The organism is Pedobacter sp. Leaf176 (assembly GCF_001424305.1).
Classification (GTDB): domain Bacteria; phylum Bacteroidota; class Bacteroidia; order Sphingobacteriales; family Sphingobacteriaceae; genus Pedobacter.
The window spans coordinates 369995-392068 of sequence record NZ_LMPD01000006.1 but is presented as its reverse complement, the minus strand read 5'-3'; the positions used below and the strand labels follow the sequence as shown (position 1 = coordinate 392068).

Genomic DNA, 22074 nt, shown 5'->3' with positions numbered 1-22074 from the left:
TGGTAAAAACCTGGTATTCCTTTTATTCTAATTAAATGAAATACAGTTTTTAATCATTTATAAATGTTGATGCCAGCAACTGCCTCAAATCTTCAAGTGTATTAATTTCAGCTGCTTTTTTATCCTTTCGCCAGCGTAAAATACGAGGAAAACGGAGCGCCAAGCCTGCTTTGTGCCGCTTACTTTCTGCAATCCCTTCAAATGCAATTTCAAAAACCAATTCAGGCTTAACGGTTCGTACAGGTCCAAATTTTTCGATAGCATTTCTGGTGACGAACGAATTTACTTCTTTTATTTCCTTATCGGTTAAGCCAGAATAAGCTTTTGCTATGGTAACCAGATTTTCACCATCACGAACGGCAAAAGTGTAATCAGTAAAAAAATTTGCCCTGCGGCCACTTCCTTTCTGGGCATAAATCATAACGGCGTCAACCGTATATGGATTTATTTTCCATTTCCACCAATCGCCACGTTTACGGCCGCTGTGGTAATGAGAACTCAATTTCTTGAGCATAATTCCCTCACTATTGATGGAACGAGAAGTTTGCCTCAACTCTGCCAATTCTTCCCAGGTTTTGCATTTTACAACGGGTGATAAAATGACAGCACTTTCATCTAAACCGCCAATTAATTGCTCTAATATTTTTCTTCTTTCACTTAATGGTTGCTCACGGTAGTCATTTGCCTCAAATTCTAAAATATCATAAACAAAGAAACCAATCGGTGCATCTTCTAATTGCTTTTTGCTTATTGTTTTACGATTTAAACGTTGCTGTAAAGTGCTAAAGGATAAAACCTGTTTCTCTTGAACAGCTAGTATTTCGCCATCCAGAACTACACCATCGGGCAAAACATCAATTAAAAAATGAAGTTCGGGAAATTGTTCTGTTACCAGTTCTTCACCTCGCGACCAAATGAATAATTCACCGTTTCGCTTTACAATTTGTCCGCGGATACCATCCCATTTCCATTCGGCCTGCCATTCTGAAATATCACCGAGTTTTTCGGGTTCTTGTTCTAATGCATAAGCGAGGCAAAAAGGATATGGCCAGGAATTATCTGTATTGACATGTGTCCCATTAATTAGTTCTGTAAATGTAATTTCATACGGATTCCATTTGCCCATAATGCTGTGCATAATTTGGGCGCTATCTAAACTACTTTGTTTTGCTAGCGCATTTACGAGCATTTTATTTGAAACGCCGATTCTGAAGTTACCTGAAATGAGTTTGTTAAAAATGAAACGTTCCTGAGTTTCCAGCGTATTCCAAGCATTTAAAATAAAACTCTTTTTGGTCTCATCATCTTTTCCTTCTAAGTCATGTAAATCTTCAATCCATTTATGCAGCTGGAAATCTGATGTGTTTTCGGCAGGCGGCAGGAGCAAGGCGATGGTTTCACTTAAATCACCAACATTAGAGTAACTTTCAGAAAATAACCAATCAGGTGTTTGCGTAATTTCTATTGCCCAGTATTTTAATAAGGCTGATTTGATTGGTCTCCGGGGTTTTTTACCTGTAAATAAAGCGATCACCCAGATTTTATCCTTATCATCAGCATAGTTGAAATAATCAACCAGGGCTGCAATTTTATCGTTTGTTTTATTGCTTAATTCAAGCTGTTGAATAAGTTTGGCAAATCTTTTCATACTGACGTTTGGTTTTCGGTTTCAGTATTAAGATTTTCTGTATCTATTAAATCTACTTTGTTCTCTTCATCATCTTCCTGCCCGAATTTGGTCATCACTTCTTCCGATTCGATGCCCTCATCATTTAAAAAACGACTAAAAGCTGCTGTAAAGCCATGTGTAACATAAACTTTTTCTGCTCCGGTTGCGGTAATTGCATCCATTAAACCCGTCCAATCGGCATGGTCACTCAAAGCAAAACCAGCATCGGCACTTTGCCAGCGGCGGTGCGCCCGAACCTGCATCCAACCCGAGCAGATACCCGTTACCGGATGTGATAAATTTTTAATCCAACGACTATCACGCATAGCGGGAGGAACAATTACAATTCCCTTTTGTAATTCATCTTTAGTGGTTTCTGGTGTAATTCTGATGGTTTCTGGCAGGTTTACGCCAGCATTGATAATTACTTCATTAAGGTTTGCAATGCTATTGTGAACATAAATTGGAACATCGCCAGCTAAGTTTTTAATCAAACGTTGTGCCTTACCTAAACTATATGCAATGAGCACACTTGTTTTCTGTTGTGGGATATTATCACTCACCCAGCTTTTAATTTTATCAAAAACGATATCTTGTTTCTGCCACTTATAAACAGGCAAACCAAATGTGCTTTCTGAAACAAAGGAATGGCATTTTACAGGTTCAAAAACATCACTGATGCCATCATCTTCTATTTTGTAATCGCCAGATATGACACAGATTTCTCCTTTGTACTCCAATCTAACCTGAGCCGAACCAATAATATGACCTGCAGGATAGAATGAAATATTTACTCCATTGCGAACGGTACTCTCGCCATAATTAAGCGTTTCTACATCCAAATCTTCGCTTATTCTTCGCTTAATTATCGGTTTTGTGAGTGTATGACAAAGGTAATGTTTGTTTCCAAAACGTACATGGTCACTATGGCCATGTGTAGTCACAGCATAATCTACAGGCCACCAAGGGTCTACATAAAAATCGCCTTGCTTACAGTAAATGCCTCTTTTAGTAAATTCAATTAATGCCATATGTACTAAACAATAAATCTAATTTTAAGTTTTATAGCAATATCTGGTAAATAGCAGATAAATTGAAATATCTGGTAAATAGCAGATAAATTGAAATATCTGGTAAATAGCAGATAATTTTATTAAATTTGATTAAATAGTTCAATATTATATTATGATTTGTATTATAACAGGAGATATTGTAGGCTCCCGAAAGATTAAGGATAGCTGGTTGTTAAGTTTAAAAAACGCTTTGAAAGTAGTCTCAGGTCAGAATAATAAATGGGAGATATTTCGGGGTGATAGCTTTCAAGTAGAAATTGAACCAGAAAATGCCATTAAAACTGCAGCTTATATAAAGGCTTGTATAAGAATAAATAAGCCTGCAGATGTAAGAATGGGAATTGGCATTGGTGATGTAAAAAGTAAACGTAAAAAGCTTTCTGAATCGAGTGGAGATGCTTTTGTGAACTCGGGAACTGCTTTTGATAGTTTAAAACAAGCTAAGGTTAATTTGGCAATTAAAACTGACTCAGCTGATTTTGATGAAGAAATAAACGTTTTAATTAGGTTATCTTTAATTGCGATGGATAGTTGGGGAATAGTTGCCGCAGAAATGGTAAAATTGGCTTTAGAGAACGAGAATAGATTGCAAAGTGAGTTGGCCGTTCTTTCAGGGCGAACACAGCCTTTAGTAAGTGGGGCTTTAAAACGGGCCAATTATTCAGAGATAATGGAAATGGATAAACTGTATCGTAAAAAATTAAACCAAATGCTTTTGAAATAATGGAAATATATCTAATTAAACTTATTATCGCTCATTTAGTTGGAGATTTTTTTCTTCAGCCTAGCTCTTGGGTTAAGGATAAAGAAAGAAATAAATTAAAATCGGGAAAGTTATATCTGCATGTTTTGGTTCATGTAGTTCTGATATTTGTTGTTTTTTTAAGTTTTGACTTTTGGAAAATAGCTTTATTGGTTGGACTGCTGCATTTAATAATTGATGCTTTAAAATCGATATTTCAAACAAAGAAGAATGCCAGAATCTTATTTTTTGTTGACCAGGTTTTGCACTTGAGTTCGATTGTGTTGGTTTGGCATATTTTCTATAAAGGTTATTTAGATGTTAGCTTTATCAACGAGCAGAAAACATGGGCTTTGATTATTGGCGCGTTGTTTTTAACAATGCCAACATCGATTATAATGAAAGTAATCATTGCAAAGTGGTTGCCTGAAAGTGATGATGAAAGTCCGAAATCGCTGCAGAATGCAGGGAAGTATATTGGAATTTTAGAACGTGTATTAATTTTCGTTTTTATATTAACCAATCATTTTGAGGCCGTTGGTTTTCTATTGGCAGCCAAATCTATTTTCCGCTTTGGTGATTTAAAAGAATCTCATGATTTAAAATTAACGGAATATGTGTTAATTGGAACTTTGCTAAGTTTCGGAATTGCAATTATTATTTCGTTAATGATTACAGGTTTGGTTAAATAAATTTCCTGGTTATTTTTTTGGTATACGCTAAGCAAGATATGAATAGTGGTACATCACTGCCTTCCAGTCACTAATGAATGGAAATGCTTTTTGTATTTCTGATCAGAAAGATTGCAAAAGTGTTTTTCCTTCTCGCTACGATCAATTTGGGAGTAGGAAAGCAATGAAAAGATTAAATAAAAGCGGGGCTGTCGAAACCGACTCCCCGCTGAAATTGCTTTTAAATATTACATTCTATCTTGCTCCGGGAGGACAATTATCTTTCAAAAATTTGGTGTAAGTAAGCGATAAATGCTCGCTGGTTCCCTCACCCTCAGAAATACTGTGAGTACGGTTAGGATAGCTCATCAGTTGAAAAACCTTTCTGTTTTTAATCAATTCGTTAATTAACATTTCGGCATTTTGATAGTGAACGTTATCATCGCCGGTACCGTGAATATAGAGCAGGTTCCCTTTTAGGTTCTTAGCATGTGTAACCGGAGAACCTTTAATATAAGCCTCCTTGCTTGGAAAAGGAGTGCCCATATAACGCTCCTGATAAACATTATCGTAAGTTAATTGATTACCAACGGCCGCAATTGCAATTCCTGTTTTATATATCTCCGGGTATTGAAACATCAGATTCAAAGTTGAAGAACCACCACCACTCCAGCCCCAAACTGCCACACGGTCTTTATCCATAAATGAATTTGTGGATAATAATTTCTTCGCAGCCATCGCCTGGTCACGGATATTAATTACGCCAATGTTTTTATAAATGCCTTTGCGCCAGGCTGCGCCTTTAGGTACAGGTGCACCCCGATTATCCATAGAAATATAGATGTAACCATCTTTGGCCATATCGCCGGCATATAAACCATTTCTTCCTGCTCCATAAGTATCTGATGCCGTTGGAGAGGCCGGCTCACCATAAACATAAAATACGACCGGATATTTTTTATCAGGATTAAAATTGTCTGGCTTTTTCATCCATCCATCCATTTCAACACCATCTTCAGTAGTTACTTTAAAGAACTCTACTTTATTTTTTTGAGCCTCCTGTTTAGATAATTGTGTGGTAATGCTGCCATCCATGGTAAAAGGATTTCCCGTCGCAAAGTTCATCCATTCTGTAACCGGTCTAACCGTAGAACTGTTGTAAGTATGGCGGGCGAAAGCTGCATTTGGTGAAATATCATAACTGTGGGTGCCAGGAAGTAGGGTAGAAGGGCTAACCTGCTCCAGCTTGCCTTTGCCATCTAACTTGGTTTTATACAGATAACGTTGAGTAGCATTGGTAGGCGATGCAATAAAATATAAATAATTACCCTTATCGTCAATTAATTTTACATCAACCACATCATAATTTCCCTTAGTTACCAAGGTCACTTTTCTACCGTCGCGACTAATCCGGTATAAGTGGTTCCAACCATCTTTATCAGATGTAATTGTAAACTCTTTATTATCATTTAGCCACTTCCATTCATCCTGAGCATCTATCCAGGCTTTAGCTTTTTCAGTGTAAATTGCTTTTGCAGCGCCACTGCTCGCATCACAAATAAAAACAATACTTTCATTTTGCTCGCGGTTTAATTGCTGTAAAATGATTTCATTGCTGTTTGGTACCCACTGCATACGAGGAATGTAGTGTTGAATATTATCGCCAGGAACATTCAGCCAATTGGTTTTAGCTGTTGCTATGTCAACCACACCAACTTTGCAAGCTGAAGGGTTTTCGCCAACTTTTGGATATTCAACCGGAATGGTATAAGGATAAATGGAATCGGTATTATTTATCATCAGGAAATTTTTGATTTTTGTTGCATCAATTTGCCAGTAAGCAATTGATTTTCCATCCGGACTCCATCTGAAACCATCTCTGCAATCGAACTCTTCCTCGTAAACCCAATCGAAGGTCCCGTTAATCATTCGGTCGGTTCCATCAGTTGTTAAAGCCTTGGCGCCTGTTCCATCGATATTTTCAACATATAAATTGTGTTTACTTACATAAGCTACCTTAGTTCCATCTGGAGACAATTTAGCAAACATCAGTGACGACGCAGGTTTGTCTTTACCAATCTGGATTATCTTACTTGTATTTAAATCGGCTAACCAATAATCTCCACGGGTATCGTAACGCCAAACTTTTTTACTGTTGGTGTAAATCAGCGCTTTTGTACCATCAGCGGATAGCTGAAAACTACGAACAGCAATGGGCGCATTTTTCCCTGCAGGCGTCAACAAAGCTCTTGAAATAACAGTTTTACGTTCGCTTTTTGGCAGCGTTACAGAAACAATTTCACCGCCTGCAATCTGGTAATAAGCGTTGCCATCCTTTGCCCAGTTAATACTTTGCGCTTTTGCATCAACTAAGGAGCAAATGGCGATGCAGGTAATTGATAATTTGAGTAATAAATTTTTTATCATAGAAGTTTAGTCATAAAAAAGCTTTTTAACTTTCGGGCTAATTTAAATAAAAAGCCGGCAGTTAAAAAGCCTTTAATTAACAGATATCGGTTAATTATTCACCGCCACCCTGTTGTTGCAATGCCTTCATTTCAGCATAAGAAATCTCATCATATCCTGCAGGAACTTTAGTTACAGAAAGTTCACCAACTTTTCCTTCAGTAATGGACTTTAAGGTTACTGTTGCCATGGACGTTTCAACTAAAACAACAAATGCTTTAACTTCTTTGAAATCTGCTGTAGCAATTGTAACAGGAACATCTACATCTGTTGTTGCCCATAACTCGCCTGTACCACCTTTATCATCTTTGAATGTATATTTTTCTGCGTTATAACCTCCAACAGCTTTCTTTTCGCCAGTCGCTTTAAAGTCAGAATATTTTGGTTTTGCAGCATTAGATTCTTCCATGTCTGCTTTAGTCATTTTCGAAGCCAATTGCTTTTGAGCTACGGGAATATCAACTAAAAGCAGCCCGGTTCCCAATTTGCTATCCATGAAAACACCAATGGATGCCGGTCCAAAATTCATTTCCAGCTTGGAAACATCTCCATTAAATTTAACTTTTTGTTCTTCAGGTGCGTTAGGAATTTCAACTTTATATTTCACTCCATAAACCAAAGTTCCTTCAGTTATCTTTTTTTGTGCATGAGCAATAATGGCCGTACTTACCAGGATTAAAGCTACAACGCTTGTTTTGATTGATTTTAGCATGTTTATTTTTAGTTATATGTTTTTACCAGTTAATTTTTTCTTTGTTCAAAAACGATTCAATGCCTTTTTTAAAGTCATTGCTTTCCCTAACAAGGGCATTTATTTGAACTGCAATTTCTAAGCTTTTCTCTAATGTAGGATTGGTTGTTTGTGTAATTAATTGTTTGGTGATCATCAGAGAATTTCCAGAACACTCTTTACACAAACTTAAGGCAAATTCCTTAACTTTTTGATGAATTTCTGATGATTTTGTTACAAAATTTATTAGATTGTAATGAAGCGCCGTTTCAGCAGAAAATATATCGCCCTTAAGCAACAATTCTTTAGCAATGGTTTCATTAACTTTTTGTTTTAAGAAACATGAAACAATAGCTGGCACGAAACCTATTTTAACTTCTGTGTAGCCAAAATTACTTTCAGGGGTTGCAAAAACAAAATCACATATTGTAGCTAAACCACAGCCGCCTGCAATGGCATGGCCTTCAACCTGTGCAATAACTACCTTGGGCAAATAATAAACTGTCGTAAAAAGTTTCTTTAAATTATTGGAATCGGCTACATTTTCTTCAAACGTATTGAGTCGTAGCTGCTGAAGATATTCCAAATCTGCACCTGCACTGAAACTATTTCCATTAGCTTTTAATATAATCACTTTTACCGCGTCATCCTCCGAAGCAAGGAGGAAAGTTTCTGTTAATTCTGAAATTAATTGGGGGTTTAAAGCATTACGTTTCTCCGGTCTGTTGATGGTTATGGATGCAATTCTATCTTCTACGCTGTATAAAACCAGTTTGTTCATATCATTGGTTTAGGTTGACCAAATATGCAGGATTTTTCTTTAATACGTAATAACCAATTTTGTTATTTTTAGCAAAGCTTTTAAAAGCTGCAGTTTTGTAATCTCTGTTTGTACCGTCAATCAGTATGGTTTTATAATCCATTTCTTCAGAAAGATCCTCCGGTTTAAAACGAGTGCTTTCAGTTATCCAGAGGCTGGAAAATTTCCCATTGCTTATTAATTTCTTATAATTCAATTTGCTATCTACAATTAAAATATTATAACCGTTAAAAACAATTTGATTGCCTTTTTTAAGAAAAGTCGATATTTGGGTATCTTGTTTTAGACTGATTAAATTTATTTTCGATATTAGAGATTGATCCAGGCCTGGTTTTATCGAGAACTGGTAGTTTCTATTCTGTGTATCAAGGTCAGTTATCAAAACAGCCTGCACACCATCTATGAAAGCAACAGCATAATTTTTCCTTAATGAGTAGAAAATAATTTTTTTCTGACGGATAGCTTGCCTGTTGTCGTAAAATATGGTAAAAGAATAAATTACGTACACCATTAAGGATATCATCAGAATTTTCTTTTTGTACACTGCCATCGCGTAGACAAATAGTCCCAAAGCAAAACATAATAGGATTAACTCAGGGAAATTTAACCATACCGATGACAATGTTGAATAAGGTAAATTTGCTATCCATTTTAACACTGAATTTGTAAAAACAATAATCCATTCAAAAACAGGAGAAAGACTGCTGACAAATGGAATTAAAACGCCAATTCCTAAAATCATAATTACAATCAGCGGGATGGAGATAAATAGATTTCCTATTAAAAAATAAACCGGAAATTGATGGAAATAATAAATACACAACGGAAAGGTGACCAATTGTGCCGCTAATGAAAGTGCAATTAACTCCCAGATTTTATTTAACCACTTATTTTTTACGTAAACCCATTTATAAATTTTCGGTTGAAGATATATAAGTCCGAAGACTGAAATATAAGATAGCTGGAAACCGACATCCCAGATTGAAAAGGGGTTATAGATTAACTGACAGAAAGCAGCGAAAGCCAGTGTATTATAGCCATTTTTATTTTTCGCAAAGGTTTTAGCTGTAATAAAAATAGTTATCATAATTGCCGCCCGTACAACTGATGGCGATAGTCCGGTTATTAATGAATAAATCCATATAAAGCTGCAAATCAACACAAACCTGACGATTTTTAAGTACCATTTCTTATTGAACCAAAACAGAAGAAAATCGAGCAGAAAAAAGATAATGGCCACATGGCTACCTGAAACAGAAAGTGCGTGAATAGTTCCTGTTTTAGAGTATGCTGCTAAAGTTTCTTTACTTAAATCTGCGCGATAGCCCAAAATTAAGGTTGAGGCAACTGCAAAAGCTTCGTCATTTTTGATAAGTCGCCGATATTTTGCGATTTGTTGTTCTCTTAAATCCAGCGCAAATTTTATAACCACTATGCCATTATTGCGATCTGTTTTAATAATATGAGCCTGATCGGTGAAAATTTGCTGATAAACGTTTTGACTGGCGAGCCAATGTTTAAAATTGAATTCGGCAGGATTATAAGGCGGTTCAACTTCGTCATATTTAGCATACACAATTAATTCGTCGCCATATTTTAAACGAATCGGACGAAGGCTATCTGCTTTGAGTGCAATCAATAATTGGCCGCTTAGTTTGATCTGTTTTGAATCCTCATAGCCCGAAACAACACGTGCTTTAAATCTTAAAATCCCCTTGGTTTGCTCTGGTTCTTCATTTATCCAGATTTTTAAACAGGTATATTCTTTATTCGCGAAATAATCAGGTCTAAGTTTTTCACTTTTCAACAGGCAAAGCAGGCCTCCAAAGCAAAAAAAGAAAACGAAAATTAATATGCCGGTAAACCCTTTAAATTTATAAGCATTTAGCCTTTTATAACGAATATTGATGATAAAAAAAGATAAAAATGTTATAGCTGATAATATTAAAAACATTAAAACCGCACACTTATTTTGAAAAAAGTAAAGCATGCAAATTCCGGTTATAAATGGGCAAAGAATCCTTACGAAAATATATTCTGCTTTAAACATTAAGCTTTGTTTAAATATTTGCTGATTGTATTTCTAATTCTATGAGCATGCGAAATATGACAATTGAGTTCACATGACTTTAAAACTGGTATCGTAACTGAACTTTTATTTCCGATTTTTTATTTCCCTGTATCTCGTCAAGATAGGACCCGACACTCTCTACATTTTTGTAAATAAACAGGGCATACCTGGCCCAAATATTTAATTTCTTAAACAAATTATACTTTAAATTTAAATAAGTCCTTACACCCTTTCCACTATACATTCCAAATGCGAAGCTATATAGAACGTCGTCTTCATAAGCATAAATCCTGCTGTTATAGCCCGATGTGTTAAAATAGGCTACCCTTAAGTTTCCGGTGATTTTAGAAAACATGGGTGAATAATCTACATCCTGAGCAAGCAAATAACCTGATTCCGGATTGACATCGCCTTTTTGATATTGCCCAACCTCAAGCCGGTTTTGGAAAGTCCATTTTTTGTTCAGCTGCCAGTTTATTTCCACACGATAGCTCGATTTCTTAACATCATCCAGAAAATTGATTGGTGGATCAAAATCTGTGTTTTGTTGTTTGTTTTCCATTTTAAATCGCGCTAAAACTTTGAAAGTTTTATTTGGTGTATAAACCGCCTGACTTAAAATCTCGTAACCTTTCGATGGTGCATCGACGCGAAATTTTAACCATGGAAACTGAAAATAATCTCCATAAAAGGAAAATGACCAATGCTTGTCGGGGATGATGTTTAAACCAGTGTATAATCCTTTTTCATTAACCGCCTCAGTTGCTTCGGCAAAAGCCTGGTTGAAGAAATTATGATAATTCTTCGGATAGGATCGATATGTAATTGCTGCCGAAACCATGCTGGATAGACTAATTAAAGCACCGTTTAAATAAGCTAAACCTGCATGTAAACTTTTTCCGGTTTCGCCAAAGAAATAAATATTTTTATAAGTGTAATTGTAATACGCACCAACATTGGTTAATGATCTGCCAGTGAAACCGAATTTATCGTAAATAGGTTTTTGTGTGACGAAACCATTGCTGAATTTAGTATGATATGTTATAAGACCAATTACGAGTTCATTTTTATTGTATTGGGCATTGGCTCCATAAACCAATTGGCTTAAAGAATTTCTATTTTCTATTTCCGCAGGTGTGCGGTGATAACCGGTTTGATTTATGGTCGACTGAACAAGCGTGCCATCCAAACCTGTATCCTGACTAGCATCCAGATTCCGGTAGGAAACAAATGGTGTTATGTTTATTTGTTCGTTGATCGCGATTGTTGCAGATACACCACGTAAAAAAGCATATTCATTCGACGAAGCGTAAGGCCGTAAGCCTAAATCTTTTTTTGCTACACTGGTAACATCCGGACCCTTTCCAAAAGCAAAACCCGACCACATGGTAAGTCCCTGACCGAATTGCAAACTATAATCACCAACTACTAATTTCCTGATCCGATTTAATTTGGAAAGCGAAATATGTCCGGAAATAAAATCAAAGGGTTTTCCTATAAATTTTTCTCCTGCATCTTTTTCTAATACTATCGCTGCAGAAGCGATTGTTCCATAATTATAACGGTAACGCATCTGAAACCGCTCTGGTGAGCCTAGATATCGGTTTCCTGCCAAATCAGTAAAACCATTTTGTTTTTGCACTATTTGCGTAAAACGCATCAACAAATCATTTTCGCCATGATGGAAAATATTTCTTAAAGTGAATTTTTCATATTCCGTTGCCGGATTTAAGGTAATAAATGGGCGTAAATTTTGAATGGTTTGAGTGGTAAAGCCATCGATACTCTGTAGTTCTAATACATCAATAAGGTTTCCGTTTTCTTTAAGGTAAGCAAAGAAATTGCTGATTTGCAGTGGGGAAATGAAAACAAAAGTCTTTAATTCATCAGGTGTAGTTTTATTTAGATTAACCGGGTGTTTCCGGTACCGATTCAATACTTCAATCAGTTCCGTCAAATCATAATCTTCAGGAAGGTTCTCTGCGACACTTTCCAGTATATCCCGAACGTTAACCTCCTGTTCCGCTATTTGCGCTCTTGTAATGAATCCTATCATTAAAAGCAATATTGTCATTAACTTAAAATGCATAACCAATTCCAATTTGAGGCGCGTAACCAAGATTGGCATCGTAAGTAGTTGCCATATCCAATAGAAATTTCCTGTAGTTCAAACCAAAACCGGCATATTGTTTAAATGGCTTTACACTTAAACCGCCACGCAAACTGAGTAAATCAATGATTTTGTAATCGATTCCTAGACTGACATCAATGGCATGATTGATGATTTTGCTGACAGTAGTTGCGATTATGAGCTTGTCTGATGCAGAGAAACTAGTTCCGATATTATATGAAGGTGGTATCTCTGTTAAAATTTCAACGTTACTGAATTTTTGCTTAAAGGGATTACTGACAAAAGCGCCTACAGCAAAATGATTTAAAAATTGGAAAAATGCACCAACGTCCACCGAAAAACCTGTTGATGAACCATAATTTTCAATTTTTAATTGATGGTAATTTATGTTTAAACCAAATGAAAGATTTTTTCCAAACTTCTTTGCATAGGCAAAACTGATTTTATTTTCCTGGTATTCAGGAAGTCCATACCGTTGAAAACCAGCACCAAAAGAGTTGTTTTTAAATGGAACGACAGCGGCTAGTGCTTGAGTGCTGACTTCATCACTAAAAAGGTGTTTGATGTAGCTAATGGAGATAGCGGGCGTTTTAAAATCACAAATCGCTGAAGGGTTAGACTGAATGGCCCATACATCGGTTACTGCTGCGCCATTGTTCCCCATAGCGGTAAGCCTGGGGCCCAAATTGTTTTGAGCAAATAAATAAACGGGGCTGAGGGAGATTAACAATACATTCCATATTTTCATAAAAAGGGTTTAACCAGTTAAAAAAAATAGGGTGATTGTTACTTTATCTAATGTAGGAAAATTATTTACATTTTTTAAATGCTTAAGAAGAAAAATCGTTTAAATTTCTGAAATTAAGATTTAGGTATTGTGACACCTGGTTTCCAATTCCACTCTGGTGGATCGACACCTAATAAATGCTTTACAAAGAAGTCCCTGCGTTTGTGTTCGCCGTAATCGCCGCCTAATGAATGTTTCATCCCGGGTACAAAAAGAAAATCAAAATTTTTATTGTGCTTTATTAATTGGTTGATTACCTGATAGGTTGAAGATGGGTCGACATTATCATCAAGTTCGCCTAAAATTAAAAGTAATTTGCCTTGCAATCGCCAGGCATTATCCACATTGCTATTTTCCGCATAATGAGGGCCTAATATGCCCATAAACTGCTCATTCCATGATATTTTATCCATCCTGTTATCATGGCAACCAGAAGAGGAAACTGCAACCTTATAAAATTCGGGGTGAAATAGTAAGGCTGCCAAAGAATTTTGACCGCCTGCCGAGTTTCCAAAAATTCCAACCCTGGTTATGTCCAGGTAATTGTATTTTTTTGCCAATGCTTTTATCCATAAAATCCTGTCAGTAAAACCACCGTCTTTCAGATTTTTATAGCTCACGTCCTGAAATGCTTTCGAACGGTTGGAAGTGCCCATACCATCACATTGCACGACAATAAAGCCTAATTCTGCAAGCTCGTGTAATGCTGGTCTGATGTCATTCACAAAGTTTTTAGGTACAAAACTATCATGTGGGCCTGCGTAAATGTATTCTATAACCGGGTATTTTTTAGCCGGATCGAAATTGCTCGGGCGTATAACCATCCCCCAGATATCGGTTTTGCCATCACGCGCCTTCGCGGTAAAAACCTCGGGTAATTTCCAGCCGGTTTTTAATAATTCATCAGCATTGCTTTTCTCGATTTCCTTCAGGATTTTGCCTGTTTTCGCATCACGTAGCACGGTAACCGATGTTTTATCTATGCGCGAATAGGTATCAATGAATGTACTATAATCATCATTAAAAACAGCACTATGATTGCCATTTTCAGTCGTTAATTTTACCAAACCTTTGCCGTCTAAACCGATTTTATAATATTGAACTAAATAGGGGTCCTGGCCACGCTCCATTCCGTTGCCTTCAAAAATGATCGTTTTAGCTTTCTCATCAACATAAATTACTTTTTTGACCACCCAATCGCCTTTTGTTATCTGGTTTTTCATTTTGCCATTAGAATCGTATAAATACAAATGATTCCAGCCATCGCGTTCACTCATCCAGATTGTTGCTTCGCCGTCGTTTACATCAAAGCGGTACTTTTTGGCGTAATACATAAAATACGTGTTGCTGTGGTCTCCAGCGATTTCCTTGATATTACCTTTTCTATCAACCTCCATAACTGCGTAAACCTGGTGTCCACGTTGATTGTATTCAAAGGTATAGGCACGGCTGTCTTTACGCCAAACGATATTGGTTACGTAATACTGGTTTTGGGTTTTGTTTAAATCAATGGGAATTTGCTTTTTGTTTCCGATGTCAAAAAGTGCAGGTTGCCGCTGCTCCAATACATCGCCTGGCTTAGGGTAATTCCTGGTTTGCAGGATAGGCTGTACCTGTGTAGCTGGCGAGCTTTCAATTAAATATAAAGTACGTTCAACGCCTGGCGTAATTTTAAAAGTAGCCAGATTTTTAGAGTCCGGTGCCCACTTCAGGTCGTCGGCATAAGCATTGCCTTTCGTACCATCAAAGCTGAGTTGTATACCTATATTTTTATCGGCTGATTTAATAAAAACATTATATTCTTTGATGTAAGCAATCCATTTGCCATCAGGAGAGGTAATTTCCTTTTGTTCATTACGCAGCCAATCGCGTCTATTTCCATTAGATATTTGAGTGATATTTTTTAGCTGGTCAATGGTAATAACTTCCAGCGTATTAGGGTTAACAGACTTATATTTAATCCCTTTTGGTGTTATTATTGAATAAGTAAAAGTCTTGTCCTCCTTATTGAAAGAAATATCCTTAGGCGTATAATAAATCTTATTTTGAAATTCGCCGTTGAATTTTTCTGCACGCTGGTAATCGGCCAAAGTGCCTTGTGCGAAAGTCAATGAAGTGAGAGAAATCAGTAGAACTGATGTATAAATCGCTTTATAACAAAAAATCATCTTAGTTGAATTTGATTGACCAAGGTAATTTTTTTGCGATTGCAATAAAAGATGAAATTTAACTTTGTTAAGCCGATATTTAGCCGGAAACGATATTAGATTAAATTGTGTTTATAACTCTTGTGCCAAATTGACTAAAAACCCTTTTAGTTTTTCCAGCGAATCAATGATTTTTTGGTTCTCCTTAACATCGCCTTTATTATTTTTCAGATAATCTTTCGCACCTTTTAAAGTAAAACCTTTTTCATCAACCAGGTTGAAGATTATCTTTAAATTTTCGATGTCTTCGGGAGTGAATAGGCGGTTGCCTTTTTTGTTTTTCTTAGGTTGAAGTATGTCGAATTCCTTTTCGTAAAAACGGATTTGGGATGCGTTTACATTAAACATTTCAGTCACTTCGCCCATGGTATAGTACATTTTGTTGATGTCTCTTTCTTTATACGGCATAAGTTGTGATTGATTATTAGGGTTTTACAACGGTTAACTAAAGTATTCAAATGTAGCGGGTTTTTTCCTGATTAACGTAATAAAATTTTAATTTTGTTCCTCCAATACTAAAATAATGACAGCTAAAGAAATAAGACAAGCGTTCCTTAATTTTTTCGAACAGAAACAACATCATATTGTTCCGTCGGCGCCGATTGTTGTAAAAAACGATCCGACGCTTATGTTCACCAATGCAGGAATGAACCAGTTTAAAGATTTGTTTCTGGGGGAGGCCGCCATTAAATATGCGCGTGTTACGGATACCCAACGCTGCTTGCGCGTATCCGGAAAACACAATGATTTGGAAGAAGTGGGTATCGATACCTACCACCATACGATGTTCGAAATGTTAGGCAACTGGAGTTTTGGTGATTATTTTAAGAAAGAAGCCATTGCCTGGAGCTGGGAATTACTGACGGAGGTTTATAAAATACCGAAGGATAAATTATATGTTACCTACTTTGAAGGTGATGAGAAAGAAGGGCTGGAGAAAGACCAGGAAGCTTATGATCTCTGGAAACAATATATTGACGAAAGCCATATCTTACCTGGGAATAAAAAAGACAACTTCTGGGAAATGGGTGATACTGGTCCTTGTGGCCCATGCTCTGAAATCCATGTAGATTGCCGCACTGATGAAGAAAAGGCCCTGATTGAGGGCGCCACTTTGGTGAATGCAGACCATCCGCAGGTTATCGAAATATGGAATAACGTATTTATGCAGTTTAACCGTTTGAAAGATGGGTCGCTGCAAAGTCTACCGGCAAAACATGTGGATACCGGAATGGGATTCGAACGTCTGGTGAGGGTTTTGCAAGAGCATACTTCTAATTATGATACGGATGTTTTTCAGCCAATGATTCAGTTCATTGCAGAAAAATCAGGAATCAAATATGGTGCTGATGAGAAAACCGACATCGCAATGCGTGTTATGGCCGATCACATCCGGGCGATTTCCTTTGTAATTGCAGATGGACAACTGCCATCAAACAACAAGGCGGGTTATGTTATCCGCAGGATTTTACGCCGCGCCGTACGTTACGCCTACACTTTCTTAAATTTTAAAGAGCCGTTTTTAAACCAGTTGGTTCCCTTATTGGCCGAACAGTTTAAAGGTGTTTTCGATGAATTGATTTCACAGCAGGATTTTGTTCAAAAAGTTGTTTTAGAAGAGGAGGTTTCGTTTTTACGGACTTTGTCTACTGGTATTCAACGTTTCGAAAAATATCAGGCGACCAATAACCTGGTGGAGGGCAGTTTCGCTTTCGAATTATCAGATACATTTGGTTTTCCAATCGATTTGACTGAATTGATGGCCAGGGAAAAGGGTTGGAGTGTTGATATAGCTGGGTATGAGCAAGCCCTTAAGAAACAGAAAGATGATAGCCGCGCCGCTACAGCCATTGATACGGGCGATTGGATCATCGTAAATGCCGATGAGCAAAGTGAATTTGTAGGTTATGATGATCTGGAAGTTGAAACCGAGATATTAAAATACCGTAGAGTTAAAGCAAAAGGAAAAGAGCAATATCAAATCGTTTTGCGTCAAACCCCTTTTTATGCAGAAAGTGGTGGTCAGGTTGGCGATACCGGCCGTTTAGAAGACCATAGCCGCCAGTTTTGGGTAGATGTTACCGATACAAAAAAAGAAAATGGCCTGACCGTTCACTTTGCAGATATCCTTCCTGATAATCTGGAAGGAAAATTCTGGGCGGTGGTTGATGAAGATAAAAGGGTTTTAACGGAAGATAACCATTCAGCGACACACTTATTACATGCGGCATTAAAACAAGTTTTAGGCAAACATGTAAACCAAAAAGGTTCTTTGGTAAATGCAGATTATTTACGTTTTGATTTTTCTCACTTCGCGAAAGTAACCGACGAGGAACTGGCTCAGATTGAGGTGATAGTGAATCAGAAAATCAGGCAAAACATTAAGTTGAAGGAACAGCGTAATGTGCCTTACCAGGATGCGATTGAAAGCGGCGTAACTGCGCTGTTCGGCGAAAAATATGGTGATTTCGTGCGTATGATTACGTTTGATGATCATTTCTCTAAAGAACTTTGCGGTGGCACACACGTTAAAGCAACCGGGCAAATAGGTTCTTTCAAAATTGTATCTGAAAGTGCTGTTGCTGCCGGTGTTCGTAGAATCGAGGCCATTACAGCCGATAAGGCGGAGCAGTATTTCCTGGACCAGCGTAAAGAACTCGGCCATTTGAAAACACTATTAAACGGTTCCAAGGATTTATCAGCAGCGGTTCAGGCCTTGCTTGATGAAAATGCAAAACTGAAGAAAGAGATTGAGAAATCCACTTTAGAGCGCGTAACTATATTAAAACATGAAATTGTGCACCACGTCCGCGGGATAAATGGTGTAAACCTTATTGCAAAACATATTGATTTGCAGAGTGCTGATGCGATTAAAAATCTTGCTTTTTCTCTGAAAGATATGATTGATAACCTGTTCCTAGTTTTTACAACAGAAATTGATGGTAAACCTGGGATTACCGTTATGCTTTCTGATGATTTGGTGAAAAAAGGGATGAATGCGTCGAATATTGTCCGTGAATTGGGTAAAGAAATTCAAGGCGGTGGCGGTGGACAACCATTTTATGCCACTGCAGGCGGTAAGAATCCTGCAGGTTTAAAAGCTGTGTTAGAGAAGGCTTCAGATTTTATAGTCCAGTAATCCCTCTATCAGGGAAATCGCTTTTAACTTTTCTCTGGTAATTCTTACTCTTTCTGCGCATGCCTAAGCATTATGTTTGCCACGGAAGCACGAAAACCACGGAAAATTTTAACCTCCTCCGTGATTTCTGTGCTTCCGTGATTAATTAATGTTTACAAATGTTTTAAAAGCAATTTCCCTGAGTTCTAAGGATAGAATAGCTAATCATTAATAACTATTTTTTGTTTTTTTCTTTATCCAGAACGCTAAAAAACTGAACCAGCCTTTCACCGTTTTCGTCAACCAGTGTTAGGGTATGTTTTCCCGGTGCCGGACTAACGGCCAGCTGATGGAAATTTGTGGTTGTGGCGATATATTCGTTATCGATGTGCCAGTAAATTTTAGCGTTTTGATTTCTATGTGCTGCATTTAAAACAATTTTCCCACGTGTTCCGTCGAGTTCCAATGGAATATACACAACAGCACCGTTTTTAGGGTAAATTAATTCCATTACGCTGTTTCCTCCGGCGTTTTCACATCCGGGCATAAAAGGAGGGAGGCTTTTGTAATCACTGTTTTTTATTTTATAATAATATTCCATCGCAGGAGGCAATATAAACCAGCTTTTGTGTTGCATACTGGTTACGTTCTCACATTGGTCAGTTACCCGGTACGTACCGGTTCTGTCCAGATGTACCAACTTGTGAAAAGGACATGCTACAGTTTTTTCTCCAGCGGAGGGAACCAACTCATCTATAATTTCCAGACAATTTTCTCCCGCTTTATAGCCGCTTTGCTTACAAACCTTGATTTTTCTCAATTTTGTCGTCGGCGTTTCAAACCATTTTCCATTGGGTAATAATCTGAAAATATCAAATAAAACCGGCGCTGCAGCCTCAATACCAACCAATCCAGGCCTGCCTTCACCATCGGCATTGCCAACCCAAACACATACAACATAATCTGGTGTTAATCCGACGGCCCAGGCATCGCGAAAACCGAAACTGGTACCCGTTTTCCAGGCAACCCTTTGTGAGGATGAAAATTGCTCCCATAAGCCTTCATCGCCTGGCCGCATAACCTCTTCCATCGCATTGAACGTTGCCCAGATCGCACCATGATCTAAAAATGAATTGCGTTGATAATCTTTATTCTCATTTTTATCCCGCTCAAAATAGGTAGCTTGTTTGTAATCTTCCAGGTTGTATAAACCTTTGTAGGTATTGAAGTGATTCAGGGTTCGAACCATACCCATATAAGTGTTTGCCAAATCCCACATGGTTACTTCACTTCCGCCCAAAATGAGCGACAAGCCATAATGGTCGGCAGGTTGATTCAGCGTGCCGATTCCGAGCTTTTTAAGCTTATCGTAAAATCTTTCGTATTTGTATTGCTGCAACATTTTTACCGCAGGTATATTCAACGACCGACTTAAAGCTTTATCGGCAGAAATGGCGCCATCGTATCCCAGGTCGTAATTTTGTGGTGAATAGCCAGCGATCTGAGTAGGTATGTCCGGAACCAGGGTATGCGGTAAAAGGAAGCCGTCATTTAACATACTCGCATATAGCAATGGTTTAAGCGTACTTCCCGGACTTCTCGATGCCTTAATCATATCCACATGGCTTTCTAAAGCGGCGTTTTCAGGTTGATAAATATTACCCGCATAGCTTACAACCTGTCCGGTTTTTGCATCTAAAATTAAAGCTGAAATGTTATTAATATCATTTGCCCTATACCGGTTATTGTACCGTTTCAATATCGAATTTACTTTTAGCTGAATGGCTTCATTCAGCGTTGACCGTATTCGGGTAGACTTAATTTCGAGATCTGTTCTTTCCAGTTTAAAACGGTTTAACAAATGTGGCGCATTTTGTGGCAGAGGCATAGGTTTACCGGGAACAGGTTCTAGTTTTGAAAGGTTCGCTGTCGATTGGTCGATATAATCTAGCTTTGCCAATTTATCTAGTAAATCGTTTCGCTTTTTAATTAAACGTGCTGAATTTTTTCCAGGATGCACCAACGAAGGACTATTCGGAAGGACCGCTAAAGTTGCCATTTCCCCCCAGGATAACGTGTTGGCATCGCGGCCATAATAGCGCCAGCTTGCTGCCTCTAAACCGACAACATTACTTCCGAAAGGTGCATTAGCCGCATATAAACCAATAATTTCTCCTTTTGAATATTTAAGTTCCATTCTCAAAGCTAAAATCACTTCTAATAATTTTTGCCAAATGTTTCTGTCCTGCTTTCTTGATAAGCGAATAACCTGCATGGTTAAGGTACTTCCACCACTAACCACACTTCTGGCTTTAAAATTTTGCCGCATGGCCCGGCTCATGGCCAGAAAATCAATTCCGAAATGATTGTAGAAGCGTTTATCTTCAAAAGCAATGATGCAGTTTTTAAACTTAACGGGTACAGAATCTGCAACGGGGAATCGCCATTGTCCATCGCTCGCGATTGCGGCGCTCAATAAATTTCCATTGCTGGCCTCTATTACGTAAGAGGTAGGAGATTTGAAAAGTTTTGTGGGTAACGAGAACATAAAAACCAGAAGCAGGGGAAGGCAAATGATGTCGGTAATCAGAAATGCTTTTGGAGTTTTGTTCATTGTTTTAATTTTCGTGCTAACTCTAGTCGTAGCGTCTCGCTACGACTTAAAATGTAACTTTACTAACTCTGGTGGTAGCGTCTCGCTACGACTCTATAATCCTACTAATCAGAAGTCATGGTTCGTAATCCCGGTCACAGTCGTAGCGAGACGCTACAACTAGTCTCGGATTATAAAAATGCTCTATTAAATCGTTCTACTATACTCTAGTCGTAGCGTCTCGCTACGACTTCAATATTATTCGTTGATAATAATTTTAATTGCTCTCACACTATAAGCCATCCCATGGTTCCTTATCACAGTCGTAGCGAGACGCTACAACTAGTCTCGGATTATAAAAATACTCTATTAAATCGTTCTACTATACTCTAGTCGTAGCGTCTCGCTACGACTAAAAAATTATTCAATAATAATAATTTCGACCGCTCCTTTTCTAATTCCATAATAATCCCCGGCACTGCTATTAATCCAATCTTCCTCTTTTTCAACAAATCCAGCTTTAACCGGATTTTGATGAATGTAATTTAAACGTTGGTCCAACAGTTCATTTGTATTTAACTCTATCGGGTGATTGTGTTGTTGCCAAAATTGGAAGTCTTTATTTCTTTCATTATCTGAACCCAGTTTTTTCATAATTTTAATTATCCATTCTTTTCTGCTTTCATACGAGTTGTTTTCAATTGCTTTCCTAACGTGCCTGGAGGTAAAACTTTTGAAATCTCTTACAATGTCAGGTAACGAATCGGCTTCAGTTCCGATAATTAAATGGATATGATTCGTCATAATGCAATAGGCATAAAGTTCTAAACCTTTTTCTTGCTGACAAAATCTTAAGCTGTTGTAAATAATTTCTGTGTATTCTATCCTTGTAAATACATCGATCCAATCCACAACTGTAAAGATGACGAAGTAGAGTTTGGTATTATCATGAAATTTATACTTTCTACCCATTGTAATTTATCGACTAGTGAGGTC

The 22074-nt window shown here is 37.5% G+C and carries 15 protein-coding genes; 3 read left to right on the top strand and 12 right to left on the bottom strand.

All coding sequences use genetic code 11. The annotated features are described in order from the left end of the window. Window positions 1–49 precede the first annotated feature (49 nt). Both ASF92_RS17695 and ASF92_RS17690 read right to left on the bottom strand, forming a co-directional pair. Window positions 50–1648, bottom strand: coding sequence for an ATP-dependent DNA ligase (locus ASF92_RS17695; RefSeq protein ID WP_056096357.1), 1599 nt, complete (start codon window positions 1646–1648; stop codon window positions 50–52). Beyond that, complete coding sequence (locus ASF92_RS17690; RefSeq protein ID WP_056096354.1) at window positions 1645–2700, bottom strand: ligase-associated DNA damage response exonuclease; 1056 nt, start codon at window positions 2698–2700, stop codon at window positions 1645–1647. The genes ASF92_RS17695 and ASF92_RS17690 overlap by 4 nt, the downstream gene beginning before the upstream one ends. 154 nt (window positions 2701–2854) lie before the next feature. On the opposite strand from ASF92_RS17690, the gene ASF92_RS17685 reads away from it, so the two are divergent. Both ASF92_RS17685 and ASF92_RS17680 read left to right on the top strand, forming a co-directional pair. Then, the gene (locus tag ASF92_RS17685) at window positions 2855–3466 is read left to right on the top strand and encodes a SatD family protein (protein ID WP_056096351.1); all 612 of its coding nucleotides are present in this window, start codon (window positions 2855–2857) and stop codon (window positions 3464–3466) included. After that, window positions 3466–4176 (top strand): DUF3307 domain-containing protein, encoded by a 711-nt coding sequence (locus ASF92_RS17680; protein WP_056096348.1) that lies wholly within the window; start codon window positions 3466–3468, stop codon window positions 4174–4176. Before ASF92_RS17685 ends, ASF92_RS17680 begins: the two co-directional genes overlap by 1 nt. A 234-nt stretch (window positions 4177–4410) precedes the next feature. Here the strand turns inward: ASF92_RS17680 and ASF92_RS17675 are convergent, their stop codons facing one another. The 8 genes from ASF92_RS17675 to ASF92_RS17640 form a co-directional block, all read right to left on the bottom strand. Further along, the gene (locus ASF92_RS17675; RefSeq protein ID WP_056096345.1) at window positions 4411–6582 is read right to left on the bottom strand and encodes a S9 family peptidase; all 2172 of its coding nucleotides are present in this window, start codon (window positions 6580–6582) and stop codon (window positions 4411–4413) included. Between the two features lie 94 nt (window positions 6583–6676). Further along, entirely contained in the window at window positions 6677–7333 is a 657-nt protein-coding gene (locus ASF92_RS17670) for a hypothetical protein (protein WP_056096342.1), read from the bottom strand. A gap of 22 nt (window positions 7334–7355) precedes the next feature. Beyond that, window positions 7356–8132, bottom strand: a complete 777-nt coding sequence (locus ASF92_RS17665) for an enoyl-CoA hydratase/isomerase family protein (RefSeq protein WP_056096338.1) — start codon at window positions 8130–8132, stop codon at window positions 7356–7358. A gap of 1 nt (window position 8133) precedes the next feature. Further along, the gene (locus ASF92_RS17660) at window positions 8134–10221 is read right to left on the bottom strand and encodes a ComEC/Rec2 family competence protein (protein ID WP_082489609.1); all 2088 of its coding nucleotides are present in this window, start codon (window positions 10219–10221) and stop codon (window positions 8134–8136) included. Between the two features lie 79 nt (window positions 10222–10300). Next, a complete protein-coding gene (locus ASF92_RS17655) occupies window positions 10301–12298 on the bottom strand; it encodes a helix-hairpin-helix domain-containing protein (RefSeq protein ID WP_231729857.1) in 1998 nt (665 codons plus the stop codon). A gap of 22 nt (window positions 12299–12320) precedes the next feature. Next, window positions 12321–13121: a hypothetical protein gene (locus ASF92_RS17650; RefSeq protein WP_056096326.1), complete on the bottom strand. Its 801-nt coding sequence runs from the start codon at window positions 13119–13121 to the stop codon at window positions 12321–12323. Window positions 13122–13234: 113 nt separating this feature from the next. Beyond that, window positions 13235–15328: a DPP IV N-terminal domain-containing protein gene (locus ASF92_RS17645; protein WP_056096323.1), complete on the bottom strand. Its 2094-nt coding sequence runs from the start codon at window positions 15326–15328 to the stop codon at window positions 13235–13237. Between the two features lie 111 nt (window positions 15329–15439). Continuing rightward, window positions 15440–15775, bottom strand: a complete 336-nt coding sequence (locus tag ASF92_RS17640; RefSeq protein ID WP_056096320.1) for a MerR family transcriptional regulator — start codon at window positions 15773–15775, stop codon at window positions 15440–15442. Between the two features lie 115 nt (window positions 15776–15890). On the opposite strand from ASF92_RS17640, the gene alaS reads away from it, so the two are divergent. Beyond that, window positions 15891–18506: an alanine--tRNA ligase gene (alaS, locus tag ASF92_RS17635; RefSeq protein ID WP_056096317.1), complete on the top strand. Its 2616-nt coding sequence runs from the start codon at window positions 15891–15893 to the stop codon at window positions 18504–18506. 214 nt (window positions 18507–18720) lie between these two features. Here alaS and pbpC read toward each other — a convergent pair whose 3' ends face one another. Further along, entirely contained in the window at window positions 18721–21099 is a 2379-nt protein-coding gene (pbpC, locus tag ASF92_RS17630; RefSeq protein ID WP_056096314.1) for a penicillin-binding protein 1C, read from the bottom strand. 399 nt (window positions 21100–21498) lie between these two features. Continuing rightward, window positions 21499–22050, bottom strand: coding sequence for a transposase (locus ASF92_RS17625; protein ID WP_056096311.1), 552 nt, complete (start codon window positions 22048–22050; stop codon window positions 21499–21501). Between the last annotated feature and the right edge of the window lie 24 nt (window positions 22051–22074).